This window comes from Gordonia aquimaris, assembly GCF_026262595.1.
Taxonomy (GTDB): domain Bacteria; phylum Actinomycetota; class Actinomycetes; order Mycobacteriales; family Mycobacteriaceae; genus Gordonia; species Gordonia tangerina.
Window position 1 is genome coordinate 89,950 of record NZ_JAPKFM010000017.1, and the last position, 26,030, is coordinate 115,979.

General features: G+C 67.6%; 25 protein-coding genes. 13 read left to right on the forward strand and 12 right to left on the reverse strand.

The window, feature by feature from the left end; translation table 11 throughout:
* Positions 1–120 precede the first annotated feature (120 nt).
* A complete protein-coding gene (locus tag OSB52_RS16115) occupies positions 121–1,992 on the reverse strand; it encodes an NHL repeat-containing protein (protein WP_266062696.1) in 1,872 nt (623 codons plus the stop codon).
* Between the two features lie 290 nt (positions 1,993–2,282).
* Here OSB52_RS16115 and OSB52_RS16120 point away from each other — a divergent pair, with 290 nt between their 5' ends.
* From OSB52_RS16120 to OSB52_RS16130, 3 genes are read left to right on the forward strand one after another with little or no spacing between them, the layout of a single operon-like run.
* Positions 2,283–3,023, forward strand: a complete 741-nt coding sequence (locus OSB52_RS16120) for a (Fe-S)-binding protein (RefSeq protein WP_235725770.1) — start codon at positions 2,283–2,285, stop codon at positions 3,021–3,023.
* A 59-nt stretch (positions 3,024–3,082) separates the two neighbouring features.
* Positions 3,083–4,531: a LutB/LldF family L-lactate oxidation iron-sulfur protein gene (locus OSB52_RS16125; protein ID WP_266062716.1), complete on the forward strand. Its 1,449-nt coding sequence runs from the start codon at positions 3,083–3,085 to the stop codon at positions 4,529–4,531.
* Positions 4,528–5,163, forward strand: a complete 636-nt coding sequence (locus OSB52_RS16130; RefSeq protein WP_266062697.1) for a LutC/YkgG family protein — start codon at positions 4,528–4,530, stop codon at positions 5,161–5,163. The genes OSB52_RS16125 and OSB52_RS16130 overlap by 4 nt, the downstream gene beginning before the upstream one ends.
* Here OSB52_RS16130 and OSB52_RS16135 read toward each other — a convergent pair.
* Both OSB52_RS16135 and adhP read right to left on the reverse strand, forming a co-directional pair.
* Positions 5,150–6,070 (reverse strand): alpha/beta fold hydrolase, encoded by a 921-nt coding sequence (locus OSB52_RS16135; protein ID WP_266062698.1) that lies wholly within the window; start codon positions 6,068–6,070, stop codon positions 5,150–5,152. The genes OSB52_RS16130 and OSB52_RS16135 overlap by 14 nt on opposite strands.
* Before the next feature lie 57 nt (positions 6,071–6,127).
* Positions 6,128–7,159, reverse strand: coding sequence for an alcohol dehydrogenase AdhP (gene adhP / locus OSB52_RS16140; RefSeq protein ID WP_235725766.1), 1,032 nt, complete (start codon positions 7,157–7,159; stop codon positions 6,128–6,130).
* Between the two features lie 181 nt (positions 7,160–7,340).
* Here adhP and OSB52_RS16145 point away from each other — a divergent pair, with 181 nt between their 5' ends.
* Positions 7,341–8,252 (forward strand): alpha/beta fold hydrolase, encoded by a 912-nt coding sequence (locus tag OSB52_RS16145; protein ID WP_235725802.1) that lies wholly within the window; start codon positions 7,341–7,343, stop codon positions 8,250–8,252.
* 41 nt (positions 8,253–8,293) lie between these two features.
* Here the strand turns inward: OSB52_RS16145 and OSB52_RS16150 are convergent, their stop codons facing one another.
* The 6 genes from OSB52_RS16150 to OSB52_RS16175 all read right to left on the reverse strand — a co-directional run bounded on the left by OSB52_RS16150 (position 8,294) and on the right by OSB52_RS16175 (position 13,159).
* A complete protein-coding gene (locus OSB52_RS16150) occupies positions 8,294–9,229 on the reverse strand; it encodes a CopD family protein (protein WP_235725763.1) in 936 nt (311 codons plus the stop codon).
* A gap of 7 nt (positions 9,230–9,236) precedes the next feature.
* Positions 9,237–9,782 carry a copper resistance CopC family protein gene (locus OSB52_RS16155; RefSeq protein WP_266062717.1) on the reverse strand — a complete coding sequence of 182 codons (546 nt, stop codon included), beginning with the start codon at positions 9,780–9,782 and terminating at the stop codon, positions 9,237–9,239.
* Positions 9,775–10,500: a DUF1775 domain-containing protein gene (locus tag OSB52_RS16160; protein ID WP_266062699.1), complete on the reverse strand. Its 726-nt coding sequence runs from the start codon at positions 10,498–10,500 to the stop codon at positions 9,775–9,777. The genes OSB52_RS16155 and OSB52_RS16160 overlap by 8 nt, the downstream gene beginning before the upstream one ends.
* Before the next feature lie 115 nt (positions 10,501–10,615).
* Positions 10,616–11,143, reverse strand: coding sequence for a YtxH domain-containing protein (locus OSB52_RS16165; protein ID WP_266062700.1), 528 nt, complete (start codon positions 11,141–11,143; stop codon positions 10,616–10,618).
* Positions 11,144–11,243: 100 nt separating this feature from the next.
* A complete protein-coding gene (locus OSB52_RS16170) occupies positions 11,244–11,987 on the reverse strand; it encodes a GntR family transcriptional regulator (protein WP_266062701.1) in 744 nt (247 codons plus the stop codon).
* 20 nt (positions 11,988–12,007) lie between these two features.
* Positions 12,008–13,159 (reverse strand): acyl-CoA dehydrogenase family protein, encoded by a 1,152-nt coding sequence (locus tag OSB52_RS16175; RefSeq protein ID WP_235725757.1) that lies wholly within the window; start codon positions 13,157–13,159, stop codon positions 12,008–12,010.
* Positions 13,160–13,360: 201 nt separating this feature from the next.
* Here OSB52_RS16175 and OSB52_RS16180 point away from each other — a divergent pair, with 201 nt between their 5' ends.
* Genes OSB52_RS16180 through OSB52_RS16190 form a run of 3 tightly spaced genes read left to right on the forward strand, consistent with a single transcriptional unit; the run spans position 13,361 to position 16,359 of the window.
* The gene (locus OSB52_RS16180; RefSeq protein WP_266062702.1) at positions 13,361–14,206 is read left to right on the forward strand and encodes an HpcH/HpaI aldolase/citrate lyase family protein; all 846 of its coding nucleotides are present in this window, start codon (positions 13,361–13,363) and stop codon (positions 14,204–14,206) included.
* The gene (locus tag OSB52_RS16185) at positions 14,203–15,201 is read left to right on the forward strand and encodes a MaoC family dehydratase (protein ID WP_266062703.1); all 999 of its coding nucleotides are present in this window, start codon (positions 14,203–14,205) and stop codon (positions 15,199–15,201) included. Before OSB52_RS16180 ends, OSB52_RS16185 begins: the two co-directional genes overlap by 4 nt.
* Positions 15,202–15,216: 15 nt before the next feature.
* Positions 15,217–16,359 carry a CoA transferase gene (locus OSB52_RS16190; protein ID WP_266062704.1) on the forward strand — a complete coding sequence of 381 codons (1,143 nt, stop codon included), beginning with the start codon at positions 15,217–15,219 and terminating at the stop codon, positions 16,357–16,359.
* 76 nt (positions 16,360–16,435) lie between these two features.
* Here OSB52_RS16190 and OSB52_RS16195 read toward each other — a convergent pair whose 3' ends face one another.
* A complete protein-coding gene (locus tag OSB52_RS16195) occupies positions 16,436–17,593 on the reverse strand; it encodes a CaiB/BaiF CoA transferase family protein (RefSeq protein WP_235725801.1) in 1,158 nt (385 codons plus the stop codon).
* Positions 17,594–17,784: 191 nt separating this feature from the next.
* Between OSB52_RS16195 and OSB52_RS16200 the strand changes: the two genes are divergently transcribed.
* The 4 genes from OSB52_RS16200 to OSB52_RS16215 are packed head-to-tail and all read left to right on the forward strand — an operon-like array spanning position 17,785 to position 21,482.
* Positions 17,785–18,861, forward strand: coding sequence for an MBL fold metallo-hydrolase (locus tag OSB52_RS16200; RefSeq protein WP_266062705.1), 1,077 nt, complete (start codon positions 17,785–17,787; stop codon positions 18,859–18,861).
* Positions 18,858–19,619: a crotonase/enoyl-CoA hydratase family protein gene (locus OSB52_RS16205; protein WP_266062706.1), complete on the forward strand. Its 762-nt coding sequence runs from the start codon at positions 18,858–18,860 to the stop codon at positions 19,617–19,619. Before OSB52_RS16200 ends, OSB52_RS16205 begins: the two co-directional genes overlap by 4 nt.
* A gap of 56 nt (positions 19,620–19,675) precedes the next feature.
* Positions 19,676–20,593, forward strand: coding sequence for a LysR family transcriptional regulator (locus tag OSB52_RS16210; protein WP_266062707.1), 918 nt, complete (start codon positions 19,676–19,678; stop codon positions 20,591–20,593).
* Positions 20,594–20,597: 4 nt separating this feature from the next.
* Positions 20,598–21,482, forward strand: coding sequence for a LysR family transcriptional regulator (locus OSB52_RS16215; protein WP_266062708.1), 885 nt, complete (start codon positions 20,598–20,600; stop codon positions 21,480–21,482).
* A 13-nt stretch (positions 21,483–21,495) separates the two neighbouring features.
* Here OSB52_RS16215 and OSB52_RS16220 read toward each other — a convergent pair whose 3' ends face one another.
* Together OSB52_RS16220 and fabG are read right to left on the reverse strand one after the other, a co-directional pair.
* Positions 21,496–22,719, reverse strand: coding sequence for an acetyl-CoA C-acetyltransferase (locus OSB52_RS16220; RefSeq protein WP_266062709.1), 1,224 nt, complete (start codon positions 22,717–22,719; stop codon positions 21,496–21,498).
* Between the two features lie 40 nt (positions 22,720–22,759).
* Positions 22,760–23,518, reverse strand: coding sequence for a 3-oxoacyl-ACP reductase FabG (fabG, locus tag OSB52_RS16225; RefSeq protein ID WP_266062710.1), 759 nt, complete (start codon positions 23,516–23,518; stop codon positions 22,760–22,762).
* Positions 23,519–23,636: 118 nt separating this feature from the next.
* Between fabG and OSB52_RS16230 the strand changes: the two genes are divergently transcribed.
* Positions 23,637–24,827, forward strand: coding sequence for an acyl-CoA dehydrogenase family protein (locus OSB52_RS16230; protein ID WP_235725742.1), 1,191 nt, complete (start codon positions 23,637–23,639; stop codon positions 24,825–24,827).
* Positions 24,828–25,049: 222 nt separating this feature from the next.
* A partial coding sequence (locus OSB52_RS16235; RefSeq protein ID WP_266062711.1) for a DUF222 domain-containing protein occupies positions 25,050–26,030 on the forward strand: 981 nt, incomplete at its 3' end.

The following is a 26,030-nucleotide window of genomic DNA, read 5'->3' on the forward strand; positions in this document are numbered from 1 at the left end:
TGCTACATCGGTCTGATCGTCAGTGCTTTGATCGCGACGTTGTATGACTCCATCTGCCCGACGCACACCATGAGGCAAGGATGAGACCGGTGACAGCGATCATCCCGTGCCCTGCGGAAACTAGTGCTGAACCGGCGCCGCCATTCCCACGAAGGCGACGATGTGGTGGCCACCCGGGTTGCTCTGGATGGGCACCTCGTCCCAGTTGTTGGCGACCCACACATTGCCCGACTGATCCACCGCCACACCGGTATTGCGGACAAGTCCGTCGAAGGCATAGCCGGTGATCTCCGGCGAGATCGGCGCTCCGGTCCTCTTTCCGGGCGGGCAGGTCCGGGTGTTGACGCCGCAGAAATGTGACAGCCGTTTGCCACCGAAGTTGGCGACCCACACATTGCCGTCACCATCGGTCGCGATTCCCCACGGCAGAGTCGCGCCGCCACCGTAGAACGGTCCGGCCACCGGCTGTCCGTCCGGGCTGATCAAGCTGACCGAGCCGATCGTGGACGGTGTGCTGGGCCGCTCGGGGCACGGCAGGGTCACCGCCCCCGAGTTGGCCACCCACACGTTCCCGGCCTTGTCGGCCGCCACCCCCATCGGCTTCTGGAACATCCCGGTCAACGGGGGCCGCACGGGCTTACCCGTGTAATCCAACACCGCGACATTGTTGCTCTCCATACCGCTTACGAAGACATGCCTGCCGTTGTCGACCACACCGAATGCCTGCTTCAGTCCGGCGTCGATGGTGCGTGCGCGGGACCGGTCACCATCGGGGTACACCGTGACCGTGCCCGACCCACAGTTGGCCATCCAGAGACTGCCGCGCCGGTCGAAGGTCATGCCCTGCGGCCAGTCCAGGCGTCCCTGCGTGTACCCGGTGGACGGCGAGATCGGCTGCCCCTGTGGAGTGAACTCGGACACCGAGTTGTGCGGTGGCTGATCGGGGCACCCGGGTGCGGCGAATCCGTAGTTGCTGGCCCACACGTTGCCCGACGGGCCGAGCGTGACACCGAAACCTGACCCCGAAAGACCACCGCCCCGGTACGGTGATCCGTCGACCATCGCGCCGTCAGGTCCGAACTTGAACAGCATGTCGCTGGCACACACGGGAACCCGCCGGTCCGAGTTGTAGACGTAGTTGTTGTTGACCCACAGGTTGCCCTCCGGATCGATGGCGAAGTTGCCGGGACCGTCGATCAGGCCGCCGCCACCGTCGAAGCGCAGCGCCAACGTCCAGGACGTGGGCGGCAGGGCGACACCCGGCCCGAACACCGGCCGGGTTTTGGCCAGGGTGAACAGCTCCAGTGCCTTGTTGCCCGGGTTGCGGGTGATCGAGGCGAACGCCCGCAAGCTGTCCGGCGGCACCGGCCAGCCCGGGGTGGTCGCTCCCGCGCGCAGGGCGTCACAACCCGATGTCGCCGCGACGCAGGCGGCGAGCATGTTGGTCATCGAGGTGAAGGTGGCAAGTGTCGAGGTCTGTCCGCCGTTGGGTGAACTGGTGATCACCCGGCCCAGCCGGCCGGTCGCGACATCGACCAGGTTCGGCACCATCGACGCGGCATTGACCACGCCCGGCGCGCGACCGGTGATGCCCGCCGTGCCGAGGAACTGCGCCATCGCCACACCGGTCGCCACCGTGGTGCGCTCGTTGAGCACCACCCGTCCAGAATGGCCGGCCGGCAGCACGGTGGCGAAGGTCGGCCGGTTGCCCTGCCCCGGCGCCTTCGCAGTCAGATACAGCACGGCACCCGGTCCCGGACTCGCGGACACCGGCACGACAAAGGATCCGTTGGGCGACGTGGTCGCGCGACCCACCACCCGCGCGGCCTGCGATGGCGACCCCGACATCGCAGCGGTGACCGCCCACCCGGCGCCGTTGCCGGTCGACGGGTTCACCGCCCCGCCCACCGAGTCGCCGGGCGCACCAAAGGCCGGGACCGTGATGCTGCCGGCCAGCACCACGGCCAACGCGGCGATCAGCGGAGCAGCCAAGCGATATCGCTTCCTCGAACCACCCTCACCTGATTGACTGGTCTGCGATCTGACGGAAACATGAGAGCCGTTGGTACGCAAGGTGAAACCGCCTTGTATTCCGGCGCGTCGGGGACTGCTCGCGACTGACGCCGTGCTGAGGATGACCAATTCGGTGCTCTCGCATGGTAAACGACTGCCCTACATTTTTCGCCACAAACAGCCAAATGCACGTAGACCGGACGTGTGGGGTCCGGCGCACATTCGGCCATCGGGCTGCGCTCGTCCACCGGGTGAGGGATGATCGCAGAATGAGGGTCGCCCTGTTCGCCACCTGCTTCAACGACACGATGTGGCCGGGCACCCCGAAGGCCACGGTGCTGCTGCTCGAACGCCTCGGTGTCGATGTGGAGTTCCCTCTCGAGCAAACCTGTTGTGGGCAGATGTTCACCAACACCGGCTATGCCGACGAGGCGATCCCCGGTGTCCGCCGCTTCGTCGATGTGTTCGCCGCGTACGACGCCGTGGTGGCCCCCTCGGGTTCCTGCGTCGGCTCGGTGCGCCACCAGCACCGCCTGATCGCCGACCGGGCCGACGATCACACACTGCGCTCGGCCGTCGACACCATCGCACCAAAGGTGTATGAGCTCAGCGAGTTCCTCATCGACGTGCTCGGAACAGTAGACGTCGGAGCTTATTTCCCGCATCGGGTCACCTATCACCCGACGTGCCACTCCCTGCGGATGCTGCGCGTCGGGGACAAGCCGTTGCGACTGCTGCGGGAGGTTCGCGGCATCGACCTCGTCGAATTGCCCGAGGCCGAGCACTGCTGCGGCTTCGGGGGCACGTTCGCGATGAAAAACGCCGACGTCTCGGTCTCGATGGGATCGGACAAGTGCAGCAATGTGAAACGCTCCGGCGCCGAGGTGGTCGTCGCCGGTGACAACTCCTGCCTGGCACACATCGGCGGACTACTGAACCGAGAACGGTCGGGCATCCGCACGATGCATCTGGCCGAGATCCTGGCCGCCACCGAGCGGGAGCCGGTGTGAGCGCCCAGTCGACGACCGGCGGTCATCCCCATGTCGGGGTGACCACCCAGTTCGTCGGCATGCCGACGTTCCCGGACGCGGCGCGTTCGGCGTTGGCAGACGCCACCCAGCGGCGCAACCTCGCCCACGCGACGGGGATCATCCGAACCAAACGTGCCGAGGTCGTCGCCGAGCTGGACAACTGGGAGCAATTGCGCGCCGCCGCAGCAGCCATCAAGGACCAGACCCTGCGACATCTCGATCAACATCTGATGCGGTTCGAGGAGAATGCCACTGCCGCCGGCGCGGTGGTGCACTGGGCTCGTGACGCCGAGGAGGCCAACCGCATCGTCATCGATCTCGTGCGCGCGGCCGAAGCCGACGAGGTGGTGAAGGTGAAATCGATGGCCACCCAGGAGATCGAGCTCAACGAAGCACTCGCCGATGCCGGAATCGACGCCTGGGAAACCGATCTCGCGGAGCTGATCGTGCAACTCGGCGACGACTGGCCCAGTCACATCCTCGTGCCCGCGATCCACCGTAATCGAAGTGAGGTCCGGGAGATATTCCGGCATCGCATGGGTCAGGTGGGACGGCCCGCTCCCGACGACCTCACCGATGAGCCACGCCGGCTGGCCGAAGCCGCTCGGCTTCACCTACGGGAGAAGTTCCTTCGGGCGAAAGTCGGGATCAGCGGCGCCAACTTCGCGATAGCCGACACCGGTAGCCTCGTCGTGGTGGAGTCCGAGGGCAACGGCCGGATGTGCCTGACCTTGCCCGAGACGGTGATCTCCGTGGTGGGTATCGAAAAGCTGCTACCGACCTGGGCAGATCTCGAGGTCTTTCTACAGGTGTTGCCCCGCTCGAGCACCGGCGAGCGGGAGAACCCGTACACGTCGGTGTGGACAGGGGTCACCCCCGGCGACGGGCCCCGCAACGTGCACATCGTGTTGCTCGACAACAATCGCAGCACCGTTCTCGCCGACGAAGTGGGTCGCGATGCGTTGCGGTGCATTCGCTGCTCGGCGTGCCTCAACGTCTGCCCGGTGTACGAGCGAACCGGTGGGCACGCCTACGGTTCGGTGTATCCCGGCCCGATCGGCGCGATCCTCACCCCGCAACTGCGCGGCACCGGTTCGGCCGTCGACGCCTCGTTGCCCTTCGCGTCGAGCCTCTGCGGCGCATGCTCGGATGTGTGCCCGGTCGCCATCCCCATCCCAGAACTGTTGGTCCATCTGCGCACCCGCGTCGTCGACGAACACCGGGGCGGCATGCCTACCCCCGAGACGGGGGCGATGAAGGCGATGGCGTGGATGTTCGGGAGTCATCGCCGACTCGAGGCCGCACAGCGGGCGGCGACGGTGGGCAACCGCCTGCTGGGCCGCCGCACGAGCATCGGCGCGCTGCCCGGTCCGCTCGCGGGATGGAGTTCGGCCCGCGACATCCCGGTCCCGCCGGCCGAATCCTTCCGACAGTGGTGGAAGCGCGAACGGTCCGAGAAGGCCGATGAGCGCGGGGCCGCCCAGTGAACGCCCGCGAGGAAATCCTCAGCCGGGTCAGAGCCGCGCTCGCCGACGTCACCGATCCCGATCCCGCCGAGACGCGGGTGGACTGGTCCTACGGTGAGATCGTCGACACCGGCGACCTTCCGGTGGTCGACCGTTTCGCCGAGCGCGTCGCCGACTATCGCGCTGCCGTCGAACGCGTCGCAGAGCACGAGTTGGCGGCCGCCGTCAGCGCGGCCCTGTCGGGGGTGGGTGGCCCGATCTTGGCCGACGACACGGTGCGCCGCCGCCTCGACCTCCCCACGCTCGACTGGCTCGACGACGATCAGCTGTCGCCCCGCGAACTGGACAGCGCCGGAGCCGTGGTGACGACCGCCGCGGTCGGAATCGCCAACACCGGCACCATCGTGCTCGACCACAGCTCCGGACAGGGTCGGCGGGCCTTGTCGCTTGTGCCGGATGTGCACGTGTGCATCGTGGATGCCGGCCAGGTGGTCAGCGACGTCCCGGAAGCGGTCGCTCACCTCATCGGGATCGGTGCGCAGAGCCGCCCGCAGACCTGGATCAGCGGCCCCAGCGCGACCAGCGACATCGAGCTGGACCGGGTGGAAGGCGTCCACGGCCCGCGGGCCCTGCACGTGGTCATCGTGGACTGAGCGAGGCATCCTCCGGCGTCGGGGGTACCGGCGCACTGGCGTCCTGCACCGCATCGACCGCGTCGACGAACGGCGGGATGAAGAACTGCGCGCCCAACACACAGCACGCGTGCCCGCCGTCGACCTCGAAACGGCGAGCCGCCGGGATGCCGTCTATCAGCAGTTGCTGGCGCGCAGGCTCCACGACACGGTCACGCACCGAGACGACCACCGACGTCGGGACATCGATCTCGGCCAGCCAGCCGCGGGAGTCGAAGCCACCCAAGCCCTCCCCGAAGTGGCCCAGGTGCGACAGCGGGGTGGAGAAGAACTGCCGCAGCGCCCACACCGAGGTGTGACCGACGGGATCGTCGAGCCGGTTGAGCCGTGGTTTCGGGAGTGCCCGGTACATACCGGTCATCAGTCGTCCGGTGCGATGCGATTGGGCGCGCAGGTCCGGGTCGTTGGTGCTGAAGTACGGGCCCGTCGAGCACAACACCAATCCCGAGACCCGCCGGCGATGGCGTCGCCAGACCAGTTGGGCGATACCGCCGCCCATGGAGAAACCGGCGGCGGTGAACCTCTCGATGCCGAGTTCGTCGGCGAGGGCCGCGACGTCGTCGGCGCAGTCGCGCAGATCGAACCGGTCGGATCGGATGCCGCGGCCGTGCCAGCGCTGATCCATCGTGATCACCCGGTATCGCTTGTTCAGCTCCGGGATGACCGGATACCAGCAGAGCAGCCCGGTGGTCAGCACCGAGTGCAGCAGAAACACCGCGGGTGCATCGCGCGGTCCGGAGTCGGTGACGAACACCGGGCCCCGGTCCGGGAGCTCGACCATCGTCCCGGACGGGACGTCGCGCGCCGGATACGGCCGCAGCACATGACCGAATGCCCGACCCACGCCGCGGACGAACTGAGAACTCATGGACTCGACGCTACGCGCTTTCGGTTGAGAATCTGCTGTGCTCACCTCAGCGGACGCTCACCGATAGTCGATGACCATCCGACCCTCGATCGCACCCTTCTCCATCCGCCCGAAGACCTCGTTGATCTCGTCGAGTCGCATCGTCGCGACGGTCGGCTTGATCAGCCCGCGTGCGTAGAAGTCGAGCGCCTCGGTCATGTCCTGCCGGGTACCCACGATCGAGCCCCGGATGGTGAGTCCTTTGAGCACCACGTCGAAGATCGGCGCGGGGAAATCGCCCGGCGGCAGGCCGACGAACACGATGGTTCCGCCGCGCCGGGCCATGCCGATGGCCTGACCGAATGCCTGCGGATGGACTGCGGTGACGAGCACGCCGTGGGCGCCACCGGTCTGTTCTTGCACCGCGACCGCCACATCAGTGGTCTTCGCGGCGTTCACGGTCACCTCGGCGCCGAGGTGACGGGCGAGGTCCAGCTTGTCGTCGGCGATGTCCACGGCCGCCACCCGCATGCCCATCGCCTTCGCGTACTGCACGGCAACGTGACCGAGTCCGCCGATTCCGGAGATCACCACCCACTGCCCGGGTTTGGTGTCGGACACCTTGAGCCCCTTGTAGACGGTGACCCCGGCGCACAGGATCGGGGCGACCTCCACCGGGTCGACCCCATCCGGGATCCGCGCGGCGAATCGCTCGTCGACGAGCATGTGCGTCCCGAAGGACCCGTTCACCGAGTAACCACCGTTGCTCTGCTTCTCGCACAGCGTCTCCCAGCCTGTCCGGCAATACTCGCAGCTCCCGCATGCCGACCACAGCCACGCGTTGCCGACCTTGTCGCCCACCATCAATTCGGTGACGCCGGGGCCGAGGGCAACCACCGTCCCGTAACCCTCGTGCCCGGGCACGAACGGTGGTGACGGCTTGACCGGCCAGTCGCCGTGTGCGGCGTGCAGGTCGGTGTGGCAGACCCCTGAGGTCTCCAGTTTCACCAGCGCCTGGCCGGGGCCCGGTTCGGGGAGGTCGAGTTCGGTGACTTCGAGCGGATCGCCGAACGCGGTGACCACCGCCGCTGTGAACTTCTGATCTGACATCTCACACCACCTGTCGTCTCAACGGATCCCCCGGACGCTTCCAGTCTTCGCGATCCGGGCCGCGGCGGGCGCGGTTTCGGGTGAACAATCGGTTCAGGCGGAACCTCGGCGGCTCTCGAATCGGCAGCGAAGAGCAGGCCGCGTGATCCACAACACACGCGAACGTGGGATGCTCGAGGACATGATGGACATAGACCGCCCCAAGATCGAGGGGTCAGTGACCGTCGGAGACGACGGACAGCGTCGTATCGGGTTCGCCGAGTTCGGTTCGGCCACCGGACGCGCACTGTTCTGGCTACACGGCACTCCGGGCGCACGACGACAGATCCCGACCGAGGCGAGGGCGTTCGCCGCGCAGCACGGACTGCGCATCGTCGGCCTCGACCGGCCCGGGGTCGGTTCGTCGACGCCGTACCGGTACCGCAACGTGGCCGAGTTCGCGTTGGACCTCGAGATCGTCGCCGACGCACTCGGTATCGAGGAGTTCGCGGTCATCGGTCTGTCCGGCGGTGGCCCGTATGCCCTCGGTGTCGCGCACACCTTCCCCGACCGGGTCGTCGCCGCAGGTGTCCTCGGTGGGGTCGCCCCCACCGTCGGTCCCGATTCCGCGCCCGGCGGCGCCATGCGACTCGGGCGCGCGGCGGCGCCGGTGCTCGGTGTTGCCGGCGCGCCGATCGGCAAGGTGGTCAGCTCGGTACTCGGCGTCGCCCGTCCGATCGCCGACCCGGCGATCGCGATCTATGGCCGATTGTCCCCGGAAGGGGATCGAGAGTTGTTGTCGCGGCCGGAATTCCGCGCGATGTTCCTCGACGACCTATTGCACGGCGGCTCCCGTCGGATGGAGGCGCCGTTTGCCGACATCGTGGTGTTCTCCCGGGACTGGGGCTTCCGCGTGTCCGAGGTGACCGTGCCGGTGCGTTGGTGGCACGGCGACCGCGACCACATCATCCCCCACGCACACGGCGAACACATGGTGGCCATGCTCCCCGATGCCAAGTTGTTCACCATGCACGGCGAGAGCCACCTCGGCGCTCTCGGCCTCTCCGTGGAGATCATCACCGAACTGCTGACCGTGTGGGACCAGCCGCGCTGAACCGTCGAACACCGAGCGCATCGACAGATACGGCAACCCGCTCAGGGTGCGGTGCCCGCGAGGCCCACGGCCAGCCCGAGCACCACACCCATCACCGCGAGTTCCACTGTCGCCAAACGCAACGAGGTGGCCTCGCTGAGCTGATGCCGGTCGACGCCGGGAACCCAACGGCGCCGCGCGTACACGCCCAGCCCGATGAGGATCACCAGGCCTACCGCCTTGGCCAGCAGGACGCGACCATAACCGGTGTCGAGCAGGTCGCCGAGGCCGATCTGCAGCGCAGCGCTGATCAGCCCCGTCGTCGCGATCCCCGCGACCGCCCACAGTGCGCGGGAAGAGAACTCCGGCAACGCCGAGGCCCAGCCCCGGCGCCCGCGGACGACGAGCACCATCGCGGCCAGGGTGCCGCACCACCAGGCGGCGGCAAGCGCATGCGCACCGACCAGGATCGGCCCGATCGCGTGTTGGCCAGGGTGGCCGGTGATCGACGTCGCGAGCACTCCGACGCCGGCCAGCAGCGCATAGGAAGCTGCAGGTGGTGCCGCGCGGCCGGTGAGCTCCACACACACCAGCCCGACCACCAGACACGAGGCGACCAGAGTGACCATCTCGGGGGCCCCGGCCCGCAGCGTGTCGACGAACTGACCTAGCCCCACGGCGGTCGGTGCCCGACCCGACTGATCGGCGGTTCGCAGCCAGGCCGCCACCGCGACCCCGACGAACCAGGCCGCACCGGCCACACCCACCGCCACCGGCGACGGCACGAGCCCGAGAACCGGGAGCGAACCGAGACCCACGAGGAGCACCGCGGCCGCCAGCGCGACCGTGTTGGGCAATGACGTCGCGGCCGGGCCGGCGGGAGCCGCAAGCAGCCAGCATCCGCCGAGACCGACAAACATCGCGGCCGACGCCGCGGCGATGGCCGCCGCCCGCTGCCGCTGATGCACAGGCCCGCGGCGTCCCGCCGTCGTGTTCATCGCACCGTCATACCGACCGGCCCGACCGCCGCGACAGTACGACGACCACGCCGAGTCCACCGACGAGCACCAGCACTGCCACGACGATGAACGGCCACAGCGGTGGACCGTCGTCGCCGGAGTCGGCCGCGGTGTCGGCGACCGGTCCAGGCGTCCCGGACCCGGCGACGGTCAGCTCGAAGCTGCGCTGTCCGTCGACGGGATGTCCGTCGGCCGAGGTCACCCGATAGTTGAGCGTGTAGGTGCCGGTTGGCCCCAGTTCACGCAAGCCGACACTGAGCCGTGGGCCGTCGACGACGGCGTCGCCGTCCTGCCAGTAATTGCCGTCCGGGCCCACCACGGTCAGCACCGCAAAGGCTTCCTGGAGCGGCTCGTTGAAGGTTACGGTGGCCCGCGCCGGACTCGACTCCACCCGGGCTCCGTCGTCGGGGTCCGATGAGACCACCTGCGAATGGGCGTGCGCCTCGGGCGCGGTGACGACGCCGAACAGGGCGGAGCACAACACCCCCGCCACGACTGCGACGGCAGTGGTGATCATCCGACTGCTACGCATCATCGGAGCCGCTCTCACCGGTGCCGGACGACTTGGCAGCGCGGCCGGCGCGGGTCAAGGCGGCCACGCCGAAGACCGCACCGAGCGCACCGACGATCAGTCCGATGCCGCCGAGCCACCGTGCGGTGTCATCGGTGGACGAGTCGGCGGCCTCGGCAGTGGTCTCGTCGGACGCCGAACCCGTGCCGTGGTGGCCACCGTCGCCATCGGCGACCGGCAACGTCAGCACCGGCGCGGGGTGGTCGGGTTCCGCACCATCGGCGCCCATCGGCTCCGACCACGAGACCTCCTCGCCGTCGCCGTAGGTCTGGGTTGCGGGCAGGGCGATGCTGTCCTCCTCCGGGAACGGTCCGCCCGAGATACGGAACTGCGCGAACTCTCCGACGGGGACCCCGGGGCTGCCCGGCAGCGCGGACCAGGTGATCGAGGTGACCTCCTCGGTGGACGGGTCCTTGGTCACCGTGGACCGCCAGCCCGACATCACCTCGGGTCGGGCGGACTTCAGGTTCGGCAGGGTAACGGTGAGTGTGGTGGTAGCGGCGGTCTCGGATTCGTTGGGAACCACGAGTGTCACCACGCCGTAGCCGCCCTGGGTGAGGGTGGGCGCGGTGGCCGACACGTGGGCTGCGGCCGCGCCGGCACCGGCCAGCGTGCCGGCGGCGGCGATGGACAAGGCTGCGGCGGGTGCCGCGAGGCATCGGATCATGCGGTTGTTCATGGTGAGAAGTCCTGTCTGTGCGGGCACCTCAGCGCCCCGGTGCTCGCGCCGGCCGATGCCGGCGAAGGGGTATGCCCGGCGAGCCGAAACGCTGCCAGGCATCGATGTCGAGGAATCAGGACCTACCGGGCGGGGCTCGTACGCCGCAGCCACCGATGACCAGCGCGCCACCCGACCGGAACATCTCGCGACTGATCGCCGCAACAGTGTGGGATGCGATGACCGATATGACGGTGATCGCGCGAATTGTCGAGGTCAGCGCGGCGAGTAGGCCGGCCGCCACGACGATGAGCAGCGCACTGACCGGGATGGCGATTGCGTGCGTCACCGTCATCGGGAGCAGGGCGTGCTGGTCGATGTGCATCGCCGGATGCCCGACCGACATCGCCACGTGCGCAGCCAACTGCGCCGCGGTGAGCGCGATGACCGCCGACAGCGTCGCCTTCAATGTCGATCGACGTCGGAGATCGCCCATGGCCAGCGTGGTGAGGACACCGATGGCAGCGGTGAGCAGCATGCCTCCGGTTGAGGGGAGCGCGCCGGCACCGAGCCCGTGGGCGGCCACCGCAACCACCGGCACCACGACACCGGCGGCGACACGCGTCAGCGTGTCACGGCCCCGGTCCGATGGCGTCCTGCTCATGAGGCCTCATCCTAATGACGCCTCACGGCGGTTCTGCGGGCAGATTCGCCTGGAGCGCTCGCGGCACCGGCCGAGCGTGGCGGGAGGTTCGAGTTGAGCCTCACCGGGCCCCGCGGCGAAGGGTGACCCGATACGTGTAGTGCTCGGGGAGGAAATGGCTGATCGCGAGTTCCACCGCGTTGCCGGCCGCATCGGTGTAGAGGCGGTCGACCCGCAACATCGCATGCCCCTCGGCGCACTGCACCTGTTCGGCCACCGCAGCATCGGCCGACGCCACCGTGATCGACTGCGCCGCCTCGGTGATCGGATGCGGCAAATGCGGCTCCAACAGCCCGATCATGGTGTGAGTACTGGTGGCACCGTGGGCGAGTTCGACGCGATCGGCCACCAACCGTCCCACCGATTCCGGCCACCACACGGTGGTCGACACGAATGGCACACCGTCGTGAAATCGCCGAAACGTCAACCGGTGGACCAGATCGGTGTCGAGACGCAGCCGCCCGGCCGCGTCCAGATCCACCTGACGACGCGGCGCCGACACCACTTCCATCGTGGTGTCGGCCGACAGGTTCATCAGATCCTCGATGGAACCGAGTTGGCGAAGATAACGCCCGGCCCCCTCGGTGGCGAAGGTGCCCCGGCCGGGCACCCGATACACCGACCCCTCGGCCACCAGGTCCTGGAACGCGCGCCGGACGGTCTGCCGGCTCAACCCGAATTCGTCGGAGAGTTCGGACTCGGTGGGCAGACGCACCCCGCCGCGATAGCGTCCCTCGGCGATCTGCGCGCGCAACGTCGCGGCGAGCGCCCGGTAGGCCGGTTCGGCGAGACCACGTGAGCTCATCGAGCTGATCCTATCGGCCCTCAGATGCCGCCCCGGGAAACGAGTTGGGCGGCGATCACGTTGCGCTGGATCTCGTTGGTGCCCTCACCGACGATCATCAGCGGTGCGTCCCGGAAGTACCGTTCGACGTCGAACTCGGTGGAATAGCCGTAGCCACCGTGAATCCGAACCGCGTTGAGGGCGATCTCCATGGCCATCTCGGAGGCGTAGAGCTTGGCCATCCCCGCCTCCATGTCGCAGCGTTCACCCTTGTCGTACTGTTCGGCGGCATGCCAGGTCAGTTGCCGCGCAGCGGTCAGTTTGGTCGCCATGTCGGCCAGATAGTTGCCGATGGACTGGTGTTTCCAGATCGGCCGACCGAACGACTCCCGCTGCTGCGCATAGGTCAACGAGTCCTCGAGCGCCGCGGTCGCCACACCCAGGGCGCGACACGCGACCTGGATGCGTCCGGTCTCCAAGCCCTTCATCATCTGCCCGAAGCCCTTGCCCGGCGTCGTGCCGAGGATTGCCGAGGCGGGCACACGGTAGCCGTCGAAGGACAGCTCGCAGGTCTCCACGCCCTTGTATCCGAGCTTCGGTAGGTCACGCGAGACCGTCAGCCCGGGGCCGTGCTCGCACAACACGATCGAGATCCCGCGGTGGCGGGGCTCGGCGGCCGGATCGGTCTTGCACAGCAACGCGATCAGTCCAGAACGGCGGGCGTTGGAGATCCACGTCTTCGACCCGGAGATCACCAGATCGTCACCTTCGGCCTTGGCCACGGTCGACATGTTTTGCAGATCCGAGCCCCCGCCCGGTTCGGTCAACGCCATCGTCGCCCGCATCTCGCCGGTGGCCAGACGGGGCAGGTAGTTCTGCTTCTGTTCCTCGGTACCGAACAGCGTCAGCAACTTGGCCACCACGGTGTGCCCGCCCATCGCCCCGGCCAGACTCATCCAGCCGCGCGCCAATTCCTGAGTGACCTGCGCATAACACGGCATCGATACCGGCGAACCGCCGTACTCCTCAGGCACCGCCAGACCGTAGATGCCGATCTGCTTCATCTGCTCGATCCAGCGCTCCGGATACTCGTTCGCGTGCTCCACGTCCTGCACGGTCGGCTTGACGTCGCGGTCGATGAACGCGCGCACCGTATCGACCAGGAACGACTCCTCGGCGTTCAAGCCACCCATAACCTACCTCGCCAATCCCACGTGTTAGAAAACCAATTTGTACGGCCATATTCACCGTCGGACATGTCCCTGTCAAGACTCGAGGCGCACTTCCCAAGTTATGGGCACGTCTGGTAAGAGTCAGAGGACCATATTTGGCCGCACATTTTGCCATCGCAATGGCACCCCGGCCGATCGAGACCAACGGATCGAGGCTCGCCGATGCAGACCGTTCGACGACGAGCAGTGCTCGTCGCACCCGCCTCCGACGACCGAAAGGCCCGCAAGGCGCTCGCGTCAACCGCCGACGAGGTCGTACTGGACCTCGAGGACGCCGTCACCCCGGAGAACAAGGAATCAGCCCGAACGGCCGCCGCCGCCCTGGTCGCCGAATTCGGTGCGCAACGACCGGTGTCCATCCGGGTCAACGCCTTCGACACCGAGTGGTTCACCGACGACCTCGCGGCGTGCGCGGCGATGGGCGAGGGCCTGAGTGCCGCCGTGATGCCGAAAGCCGAGTCGCCTGAGCACCTCACAGAGGCAGACCGACTACTCGGCGACTCCCCCGCCGCGCTCCAGATCCTCGTCGAGACCCCCACCGGCATCCGCGATGTCGCGCACCTGTGCGCGGCCACCGACCGACTGGCCGCGATCATCATCGGCTACGCCGACCTCGGTGCGGCACTGGGTCGCTGGCCGTCGGCACCACCATCGGTGTGGCATCCGATCCAGGAGAGCGTCCTCGTCGCGGCCAGGGCGGCAGGCGTGTCCGTGGTCGACGGGCCGCATCTGACCATCGCCGACGACGACGCATTCCGAAACGCCAAGACCTGGGTCCGGGACCTCGGCTTCGACGGCACATGGGTCATCCATCCCGCCCAAATCGATTCGGCAACAGAAATTTTCACTCCCGACCCGGAGTCCGTCGAGGATGCACGGCGCGTACTCGCGGCACTCGAGGAGGCAGCCGACCGTGGCGACGGAGCCGCGGAACTCGACGGCCGGATGCTCGACGAGGCACTGGCCGTCTCGGCGCGGCGTGTGCTGGCCAAGGCGGGTCCGGCATGACCCGGGTCGTCGCCGTGGGCGGGCCGTACTTCGACGACCTCGCCGTCGGCCAACGGTTCGACGACGCGCCCTCGGTCACCATCACCGACGGAATGGCCGCCGCACATCAGGCCATCCTGGGCGATCGAATGCGGTTGTCGCTCGACACGGAGTTGGCCCGGCGTGTGACGGGCGTGGCAGCACCGGTCGCCCACCCCGGGCTGGTCTGCGACCTGGCCATCGGCCAGTCCACTCTCGCCACCCATCACGTCAAGGCCAACCTGTTCTATCGCGGACTCCGATTTCTCCGGTACCCGCACGTCGGCGACACACTCGCCACCACGACCGAGGTCGTCGGACTGCGGGAGAACTCGGCCAAGCCGGGGCGGGCACCGACCGGGCTGGCCGCACTGCACATCGTCACCACCGATCAACAAGGTCGACGCGTGCTGGACTTCCACCGATGCGCGATGTTGCCGCTGAGCGCCGGCCCGAAACCCGACCGCACACCCGCCGCCGACGACCTCGCCGACATCGGCGACACGTCGTCGGAACCCGTGCTGCCCGACTGGGATCTGTCCGAGTACCGAAACTCTCTGCCCGGACAGCACTTCTCCCCAGACCTGCGCGACACCGTCTTCACCTCGAGCGGGGACGTGGTGTCCAGCGCCCCCGAACTCGCGCGACTCACCCTCAACATCGCGGCCACCCACCATGACGCCCGCGTCGGGCAGCAGGGGCGACTGGTGTACGGCGGCCACACGATCGGCCTCGCGCTGGCCCAAGCCACTCGAGCCCTACCCAACCTCCTGACCGTGCTGGACTGGGAAGGGTGCGATCACACCGGCCCGGTGCACGAGGGCGACACCCTCACAAGCGACCTACACGTCGAGACCGCCACCACACTCGACACCGGCGGCGGCATCCTCGGACTGCGCTCGACGGTGGTGGCCGAGGAACCCGACGGAACCCGACGTCCCGTACTCGACTGGCGCTTTCGCGCCTTGATGGCCTGATCAGAGGAGCCACACATGACCAACCCCGCCCCTCCCCTCGCCGGTCTGCACGTCGTCGAGGTGTCGAGTTTCATCGCCTCCCCACTGGCCGGACTCACGTTGTCGCAGTTGGGTGCCGACGTCACCCGGGTCGACCCGATCGGTGGTGCGGCAGACGTCCATCGGTGGCCGGTGACGGCAGACGGCAAGTCGATCTACTGGACCGGCCTCAACAAGGGCAAACGATCGGTGACCGCCGATCTGCGCAGCGACGACGGACAGAGAATGGTGCAGCGGATGGTCGCCGACTCGGGACCCGGCGGCGGAATCCTGCTGACCAATCAGGCCGGACGATCCTGGATGAGCCACGAGACCCTCTCGGCGCTGCGGCCCGATGTCATCACCGTGGAGATCCTCGGCCGCACCGACGGCACCCCGGGCGTCGACTACACGGTCAACGCGGGCCTCGGATTCCCGCAGATCACAGGCCCTACCTCCCATGCGGATCCGGTCAACCATGCGCTCCCGGCCTGGGATGTGGCCTGCGGGCTGTATGCGGCGCTGGCCATTTCGTCCGCGGTGCGGCGTCGGGAACAGTCCGGCGTCGGGGCACAGATCACGCTGCCGCTCGAGGACACCGCGCTGTCGATCGCGAGCGCGCTGGGATATCTGACCGAGCCGCAGGTCAACGGCCACGGCCGCTCCGGCACCGGAAACGACGTGTACGGCACGTACGGAACCGATTTCGCCACCGCAGACGGTGGCCGATTCATGATCGTCGCGCTGACACCTCGACACTTCCGCGACCTGCTGGAGCTCACCGGAGTCGGTGATGCGGTGGCCGCCGTGGAGAAGGCACTCGGCGCCGACTTCGGCCGCGAGGACGACCGGTTCACGCACCGCACCGTGCTCAACGGGCTGATCGCCCCCTGGTTTGCCGCCCGGTCGACAGCGGACGTGGCAGCGGCGCTGGAGAAGTCGTCGGTGCTGTCACAGCGCTACCGCACCTTCGACGAGGTGGTCGCCGACGGCGACCTGAGCACCAATCCGATGTTCAGCGCACTGGATCAACCCGGCATCGGCACCTTCCTCGCCGCCGGCCTGCCCGCCGCCTTCGACGGCGAGCACTACACCACCGGCCCCGCCCGCGCCCTCGGCGCCGACACCCCTCGCAAGTAACCCAAGCAACTCGACCCACGGAGGCCGCGAAACTGCGTTCCGTCGGCCTCCGTGCCGGCCGCGATGTCCGGTCGGGTTACCGGTGGTTCTCCTCGAGCTCCGCGAGGATGGCTTGGGTGTGTTGGCCCAGCGCGGGCACATCACCCATCGGGAGCTCGACGTCGGCGAAGGTCATCGGCGGCAGTACCGCACGTATCGGGCCGGCCTCGGTACCGACCTCGCGCCATCGGTCGCGTTCGGCGAGCTGCGGATGCGCGACGACGCCGTCGAGCTCGCGGATCTCGGCGGCCGGTACCCCGGCCGACGCGAGGGCCTCGTCGAGCTCGGCCGTGGTGAATCTCTTGGTTTCGGCGGCGACGAGGTCGTCGACCTCGCCGCGCCGCCGGACCCGCTCGATGTTGGTGGCATAACGCGGATCGTCGGCCAACTCCGGGCGGCCCAAGACGTCGTCGATCAGCACCCGCCAACCACGGTCGTTCTGCACGCCGATGAGGATCTCCCCGTCACGTGTCGGGTAGCGGTCATACGGCACGATCGCGGCATGGCCGACCCCCGAACGCGGGATCTGACGGTCACCGTAGAGCCGCATGTACAGCGGATGACCCATCCATTCGACCGTCGCGTCGAACATCGACACCGCCACCGCGGCGCCCGCGCCGGTGGTCGCACGCCGGAGCAGGGCGCTGAGCACCGAGGTCAGCGCGTACATACCGGCCGCGATGTCGGAGGTCGGGACCCCGGTCTTCGCGGCCTCGTCGGCAGAACCGGTCACCGAGATCAACCCGGTCTCGGCCTGTACGAGCATGTCGTAGGCCTTGCGCTCGCGGTACGGTCCGGCGTCGCCGTACCCGGACATGTCGACCACCACCAGACCGGGATTGTTCCGACGTAAGTCCTCCGCACCGAATCCGAGCCGCGCCGCCGCCCCGGGCGCGAGATTCTGCAGGAACACGTCGGCGCGCGCGATCAACCGTCGGAGCACATCACGTCCGGCATCGGTCTTCAGATCCAGCTCCATCGACTCCTTGCCGCGGTTCAGCCATACGAAGTGCGACGCCAGACCGTGCACGGCGTCGTCGTAGTCCCGGGCGAAGTCGCCCTCGCCGACCCGCTCGATCTTGATCACCCGCGCTCCTAGATCGGCGAGGTGGCGGGTGGCCAGCGGTGCGGCCACCGCCTGTTCCAGGGCGATGACGGTGATCCCGGCCAGTGGCGGGCCCGCAGAGTTGTCGATCACCGGGCAACAATCGCCCGGCCACGACCACCGCGTCAACCGGTACGTTCCCTGACGCACGTGATTGCGCATAGGCAGTTCCTCATCGAGCGTGAGCCGGACCCACTTTGAACGCGATCCGGGGCACGTGGTCGGATGGAAGTTGATGCGCGCAACTGTCTGAAGCTGCGGGCGACGATCTGGAGGTGCAGATGACCACGATCGAGGTCACCGGACATCGTCAACGTGAGGCGTGGGCAGAGAAGGTCCTGCCGCCGGTCGAGGAGGTCCGCCCGGGACTCTGGTCCATCCCCGTACCGATGGCTCCCAACCCTCTGCGGTACGTCCTGATCTACGCTCTGGTGCTGCCCGACGGCATCGCCCTGATCGACACCGGTTGGCCATCCGACGACGCCTGGCAGGCGTTGGTCGACGGAATCCATGCGACTGGCCACGACATCACCGAGGTCCGACACGTCTCGATCACCCATCTGCATCCCGACCATTTCGGTCTGGTGCCACGGCTGCTCGAACACGTCGATCCCGTCCTGGCGATGCATCACAATGATGCCCGCCACCTGCACCACGTCACCGAGGCCGAACTCGAGCGCCAGATCGCGACGGCCCGACACGAGCTCGAGGCGCTGGGCGCACCCGATGTCGTCGACAACGGCTTCCGACACATCGCCCGCCTGCCCAAGGGCCGCACGATCGACGTCGAGCTCGACCATGACGATCCACTCGACCTGCCCGACTGGAACGTCCGCGCATTGTGGACACCCGGTCATACCGCCGGACATCTGTGCTTTGCCGACGACGACGCCGGCGTCATCTTCACCGGCGACCACCTGCTGCCACGGATCAGCCCGAACGTCTCGACCAATGCGTTCCAGGCCCACAATCCGCTCGACCAGTACCTCGTTTCGCTGGCACACACCGAAAAACTCCCCGACCTCGAGGCGCTCCCCTCCCACGAGTACCGGTTCCGCGGACTCGCCGACCGTGTCACCGACCTCCTCGACCACCACGAACAGCGACTCCGGGAAATCACCACGGCGGTCGTCGACAATCCGGAGAGCACCGCGTGGGAGATCACCCGGTCGGTCACATGGTCGCGGCCGTTCGAACAGCTCGGCACGGACCTGGCGCGGATGGCCATGCGCGAGACCCATGCGCACCTCGTCGTCCTGGAACAACGCGGCGTCCTCACTCCGACCGAAGGCTCGCCCGTCCGCTGGAATCACGCTGCATCCGCCGCCGGCCCCACCGCTGACAGGAGTGTCCGATGAGTTCGGTGACCACCGAGTTCGCCGACGGCGTCGCCGTCATCACCATCAACCGTCCCGAGGCCAAGAACGCGGTCAACCTCGACGTCGCCGAGGGTATCGCGGCGGCCGTCGAGGAACTCGACGCCCGCGACGACCTGACGGTCGGCATCCTGACCGGCGCGGGCGGGACCTTCTGCGCCGGCATGGACCTCAAGGGCTTCACCCGCGGTGAGCGTCCATTTGTATCGGGCCGCGGCTTCGGCGGACTCGTGGAGGCCCCACCGAGCAAACCACTCATCGCCGCCGTCGAGGGCTGGGCACTGGCCGGAGGGTGCGAACTTGCGCTGTCCGCCGACCTGATCGTGGCCGCTCGCGACGCGCGGTTCGGCCTGCCCGAGGTCAGGCGCGGTCTGGTCGCCGCTGCCGGCGGCTTGTTGCGGCTGCCCAAGATCCTGCCGTACCAGCTCGCTATGGAGATCGCATTGACCGGCGAACCTCTCAGCGCGGCACGCGCACACGAGTTCGGGCTGGTGAACCGGCTGACCGAGCCGGGCGATGCCCTCGCTGGAGCACGACAGCTCGCGGCGACGGTCGCCGCGAACGGGCCGATGGCCGTCCGCGCCACCAAACAGGTCCTGTCGATGGCGATCGGCTACACCGACGCGGACCTGATCACCGAGCAGCGCCGCCACATCGACCCGGTCTTCGCCTCACAGGACGCCCAGGAGGGCGCGCTCGCCTTCGCCGAGAAGCGCGCTCCCCGGTGGACCGGGAAGTGAACGCTCGCCGGTGACCGAGCGCACACCGGTCACCGAGACCTCCGTACGATGAGTCCGTGGACCTGCACCTCGTCACCTACTTCGTCGCGGTGGTCGATCATGGCGGGATCACGAAGGCAGCCCAGTCGCTCTACATCTCGCAACCGTCGTTGTCACAGGCGATCCGAACCTTGGAGCGCCGACTCGGAGTCACCCTGTTCGACCGCTCCGGACGACGACTCGAACTGACCGAAGCGGGTCGCAAAGTCGAGGTCGCGGCACGCCGCATCCTCGACGACGTGGACCGCGCCAAGGCACGGGTCGCCGCCGTCCGTGAGCTTCGCTCGGGTCGCGTCGACGTGGTCACCCACAGCGCGTTCAGCATCGATCCGATGGTGGAGATCGTTCGCGTCTTCCGCGAACGCTTCGGCCACCTCGCCGCGCGCATCGTGGCCGCCGATGGCCCGAGTGGAGTTCTCGCGACGCTCCGCCGAGGGGATGCGGAGATCGGTCTGATGGACGCCTCGGCCGACCACGCCTCGTTCACGGCCATCCCGCTCGGCACACAGGAACTCGTCCTCGCGGTCCCGCCGGAGCGTGCCTTCGACCTGCCGGATCCGCTGTCCCGAACCGATGTTCGCGACATCCCGCTGGTGCTCGACATGGCCGATCCGGGCACTGCCGAGGTGCTCGCCGACGTGATCGCCGAGAACGGCCGCAATGTGGTCGTCGACTGCGCCCACCCCACCGCGACCTGGGACCTGGTCACTCGCGGCACCGGCGCCACCGTTGCCCCCGATATCGTTGCGCGGCAACAGATGCCCGGCGCACTCCGGTTTCGGATCGAACCACCGCTCACCCGCGGATTCGGGCTGGTGTTGCGCTCGGGCCGGCCGTCACCGGCAGCGATGGCTTTCATCTCGGTCGCACGCGGCCTCTTCGGCACCCAACCCGCACAGCCGTCCGCCGAACTGACCGACGTCGGTGATTGGTGATTCTGTGGAGCTACGTCAGATCGAGTACTTCCTCGCCGTCGTCGAGCACCAGGGCATCGGGGGCGCGGCAGGCGCGCTCGGGGTCGCCCAACCCACCGTCTCGCAGGCGCTGCGAGCGCTGGAACGGGAGTTGGGGGTACAGCTCTTTCACCGGATCGGACGCGGCATGGTACTCAGCTCCGCCGGACGGTCGATGGTGGGCCCGGCACGCCAGATCGTGCGTGACGTCGATGCCGTCGGAGATCTGCTGGCGGCCCCCTCCGACGAGTTGACCGGGCGACTCGACATCCTCGCGGTACCGTCGGTGGCGTCGGGTCCACTCGTCGACCTCCTGGTCCGCTTCCGATCCGAATACCCAGGTGTCACGGTACGTTTCGGCGAACTCCGAGACGAGACCCAAGCAGCGTCGACGATCGAGGACGGTCACTGTGAGTTCGCTGTCGCCCATCTGCCGATCGCCGGCGACGACCTCGAGGTCGTCGTGGTGGGTGAACAGGAGTACCTGCTCATCTATCCACCCGGGACCCCGGTACCCGACGGCCCGATCCCCCTCGAGGAGTTGCCGCCGGTGCCGATGGTGTTCGTGCCGCGGGGCCAGTCGGTCGCCGACGAGATCGAGGAGGCGATCCGCGTCGCCGGGGCCCGACCGCCGCTGGCCGTCCTCTCCGAGCATCGGGAGGAACGACTCCCGATGGTGCTCGCCGGCATCGGTGGGACGATGCTGGAGAAGTCGATGGCCGAGGCCGCCGCCGACCGCGCCGTCGTACGGACGGTGCAGCCCCGATTCGTCCGTCCGTTCGCGATTGCTTACGACCCCACCACTGTCTCCCCGGTCGGCCAGGCCTTCGTGGACCTGATCCGCACGGTCCTCGAAGCGAATGGGCGCTGATTGCGAAGGCGCGCTATGCCACCCGCTCGAAGACTGCCGCTAGTCCCTGCCCGCCACCGATGCACATCGTCTCCAGGCCGTAGCGCACCTGCCGGCGATCCATCTCCCGAGCCAGCGTCGCCAGCATGCGAACACCGGTGGCCCCCACCGGATGTCCCAGTGAGATACCAGAGCCGTGCACATTGGTGCGGTCGAAGTCGCCGCCGCTGCCGAACCGGCCGAAACCCCATTCCCGAGTGACAGCCAGTGCCTGCGCCGCGAACGCCTCGTTGAGTTCGATGAGGTCGATGTCCGACAGGGCCAGACCGGCCTTCGCGAGGGCCTTCTCGGTGGCGGGCACCGGGCCGATACCCATGGTGCGCGGCGGCACGCCGGCGACCGCCCAGGACACCAGGCGCACCAATGGCTTCAGACCGTGCTCGCGCGCGATCTCCGAAGTTGTCACGATACACATCGACGCGGCGTCGTTCTGCCCGCTCGCGTTGCCCGCGGTCACCGTGGCGTCCGGATCGGCTTTGGCCATGATGGGCCTGAGCTTGGCGAGCGATTCGAGAGAGACGTCGGGACGCGGATGCTCATCGGTGTCGATGACCTGATCGCCACCGCGACCCGAGACCGTCACCGGGACGATCTCCTCAGCCAGGATGCCATCCTTCTGCGCGCCTACCGCCCGCAAATGGGAGTGCACGGCGAGCTCGTCCTGCTCCGCACGGCTGATCTGGTACTGGGCGCGAAGGTTCTCGGCGGTCTCGATCATGCCACCAGGCACCGGATAGTTCGCGCCGCCGGCGGTGGACCTGGCGCGAACCAGGCTGTCGTGCATGGCGATACCCGACCGGGCGCCACCCCATCGCATATCGACGGAGTAGAACGACGCATTGCTCATCGACTCGGTGCCACCTGCCACGACGACATCGTGGTCACCGCCCGCGACCTGGAAACCCGCCTGGATGACGGCCTGCAGACCCGACCCGCATCGTCGGTCGATGTGCATACCGCCCACCGTGACCGGCAACCCGGCGTCGAGCGCCACCACCCTCCCGATCGCCGGCGCTTCACTGTTGCCGTTGCAGTGTCCGAGAATCACATCCTCGACGGCCTCCGGAGCAAGTCCCGACCGATCGAGCATCCCCCGCAGCGCCGTCACCCCGAGGTCGACGGCGGTGAGATTCTTGAACATCCCGCCGTACCTACCGATCGGTGTGCGTACGGGTTCACAGATGACAACGTCTCTCATGGTGGGCCTTTCGGTGATCGATAATCGGATCTGATGGTTGTCACATGAACCGTCCGCCAGTCACCTCCAGCACGGTTCCGGTCATGTAGGACGACATATCCGAGGCGAGGAAGAGTGCCACGGAGGCCACCTCGTCGACCTCACCGGCGCGTTGCATCGGGATCTCCGCCATCTTCTGATCCCAGGCCTTCTGCGGCATCGCCTCGGTCATCGCCGAGCGGATCAGCCCGGGTTGAATGGCATTGACCCGGACACCGTGATGTGCCATCTCCTTTGCCGCAGCCTTCGACATGCCGACGATCCCTGCCTTGGCGGCCGAGTAGTTGGTCTGACCGACCATGCCGACTTTGCCGGACAGCGACGAGATGTTCACGATCGCACCACGTTTGGCCTCCCGCATGATCGCAGCAGCCTTGCGGGTGCCGTTCCATGTGCCCTTCAGGTGAACCGAGACGACGAGATCGAAATCCTCCTCGCTCATCGTTCGCATCGTCGCGTCGCGGGTGATGCCGGCGTTGTTCACCATCACGTCCAGCGAACCGAAGCTGTCGACGGCGTCGGCGAGCAGGGTGTCCATTTCTCCCGCATCGGTGACATTGCATCGCACCGCCCGCGCGACCTCGGGGCCACCGAGTTTGTCCGCCGCGGCCGACGCGGCGTCGAGGTTCAGATCCCCGAGGACGACGCGCGCCCCCGCATCCACGAAACACCGGGCGATCTCGAAGCCGATGCCCTGGGCGGCGCCGGTGATCACCGCGGTTCGTCCGTCGAGCAGATTCTGAGGTGTAGAGGAAGCCATGGGTCGGAATCTACCGCCGACCGGCCACCGGCGGCCCCGTCGATCCATACAAAGCAGCTAAGGGTGCGAGAGGGAGTTCGATGTGGACCGGCACCGCAGAACCCGTCAGAGTGGGAGGATGACCAGTGTCGTGAACACCACCGCCCAGCGCGAGGTCAGCGATGACGACTTCGCCGACATACTCGCGGCGACACGCGAATTCATCCGAGCGAAGGTCGTCCCGCGGGAACAGGAGATTCTCGACCTCGATGCGATCCCCGAGGACATCCGCGCCACCGCCAAGGAAATGGGACTGTTTGGCTATGCGATTCCCCAGCAATGGGGAGGGCTAGGACTCGATCTGACCCAGGATGTCGAACTCGCGATGGAGTTCGGATACACCTCGCTGGCGCTGCGATCGATGTTCGGAACCAACAACGGGATCGCCGGCCAGGTCCTGGTCGGGTTCGGTACCGACGAACAGAAATCCATGTGGCTGGAGAGGATCGCCTCTGGAGAGGTCGTCGCATCGTTCGCACTGACCGAGCCAGGCGCCGGCTCCGATCCCGCCGGACTACGCACCAGAGCGGTTCGCGACGGATCGGATTGGGTCATCAGCGGCGAGAAACGCTTCATCACCAATGCCCCGATCGCCGACCTGTTCGTGGTCTTTGCGCGAACCCGCTCCAAGGACGAGAACGGAACCGGCATCGCGGTGTTCTTGGTTCCCGCCGACACGCCGGGCGTGAGCGTGGGCGCCAAAGACCGCAAGATGGGCCAGGAAGGCGCTTGGACCTCCGATGTCCATTTCGACGATGTCAGGGTGCCGGCTACCGCCCTGGTCGGAGGGAACGAAGATGTCGGTTACCGGGCAGCGATGACCTCGTTGGCGCGTGGCCGCGTACATATCGCCGCGTTGTCGGTGGGGACCGCCCAGCGGGCGCTCGACGAGTCGGTCGCCTGGGCTGCGACGGCGACCCAGGGTGGCACACCCATCGGCGAGTTCCAGCTCGTGCAGGCGATGCTCGCCGATCAGCAGACGGGTGTGATGGCGGGCCGCGCCATGGTGCGCGAGGCAGCCCGCGCCTGGGTGGACAACACGGACCGCCGAATCGCGCCGTCGGCCGCGAAGCTGTTCTGCACCGAGATGGTCGGCAAGGTCGCCGACCTCGCGGTCCAGATCCACGGCGGCAGCGGCTACATGCGCGAGGTTCCGGTGGAGCGGATCTACCGGGATGTCCGGCTGTTGCGGCTCTACGAGGGCACCAGCGAGATCCAGCGCTTGATCGTCGGTGCAAATCTGGTCAAACAGGCACAGAAATCGCGCTGACCTGGCCGTCGCCGGCAGACTCAACAATTTTCGACAATTCGCTTGACTTCGAACGTGAGTTCGAATACCTTGGTTGCCAGCAGGCCGAGATGATGACGATATACCGGACCGGATAAGCACGCACAGGAGCGAATGCGTTGCTCGGCACGGTAGGAAACCCAGAACGGCCGCCTGCATCACCGGTTACACCGGTGCCGTTGTCGTATCTGCTGGGGAGTCGTCATGTCTGTCATCGCTGAAGTGTCTGTATCTGCGGAGCTACCTCCATCTACCGAGTTGTCTGCGGTGGGCTCGGTATTGCGCGAGCTGCGCTGCGATGACCTGTCGGGGCGTGCCACCTTTGACGCCATGGGGCAGATCCTGAGCCTGCGCAACCTCATCGATCACCACGCGGCCCGCCTGGCCGCACAACTCGACCGACTCGGTGTGGCCCGCGACCACGGCCGCAGTACCCGTGAACTGCTCATCGTGATGGGATTCGCACCATCGGTGGCCCAACGCCTGCTGCGTATCGCCGGCTCGCTCGACACACTGCCCACCCTGCACGCGCACGCCGCCGACGCCGCGATCCCCGCCGAACACCTCGACGCCATCGTGCGCGGAGTCAGCCATATCGCCGGCAGATCGGCGGAACCAATCGACGACGCGCTGCGTCTAACCCATGTGACCGATCTTCTCGGACAATACTTTTCCGGCGCCACCCCCGCCGACATCGACACACGCGCCCGCACCCTGGGCAACCAACTCGCCGCCGACACCAACGGCCTACCCGCCGCCGAAGACCGCCAACTCAACGAACTCACCCACCACCGCGACACCGACGGCCGCCTCCACCTCGAGGCCAGCCTCGACCTCGAAGTCGGCGAAAAACTCTGCGCCGCCCTCAACGCCCTCAGCGCACCCCGTCCCCAACCCGACGGCTCTCGCGACCCCCGCACCATCGCCCGCCGCCACGCCGACGCCCTCGACACCATCCTCGACATCGCCGCCCGCATGCCCAGCGACATCGCCAGCGCCGCACCCAAAACCCAGCTCCTACTCACCATCCCCGCCGACACCCCCACCCTGGCCGAACTCGACCTCCTCGGCTCGGTCACCCAAGCGACGCTGCGCCGTCTGTCCTGCGATGCGGCCACCACCACCCTGCTCGTCGACGACGAACGCGTCCCCCTCGACATCAGCCGCGAGAAACGATTCGTCCCG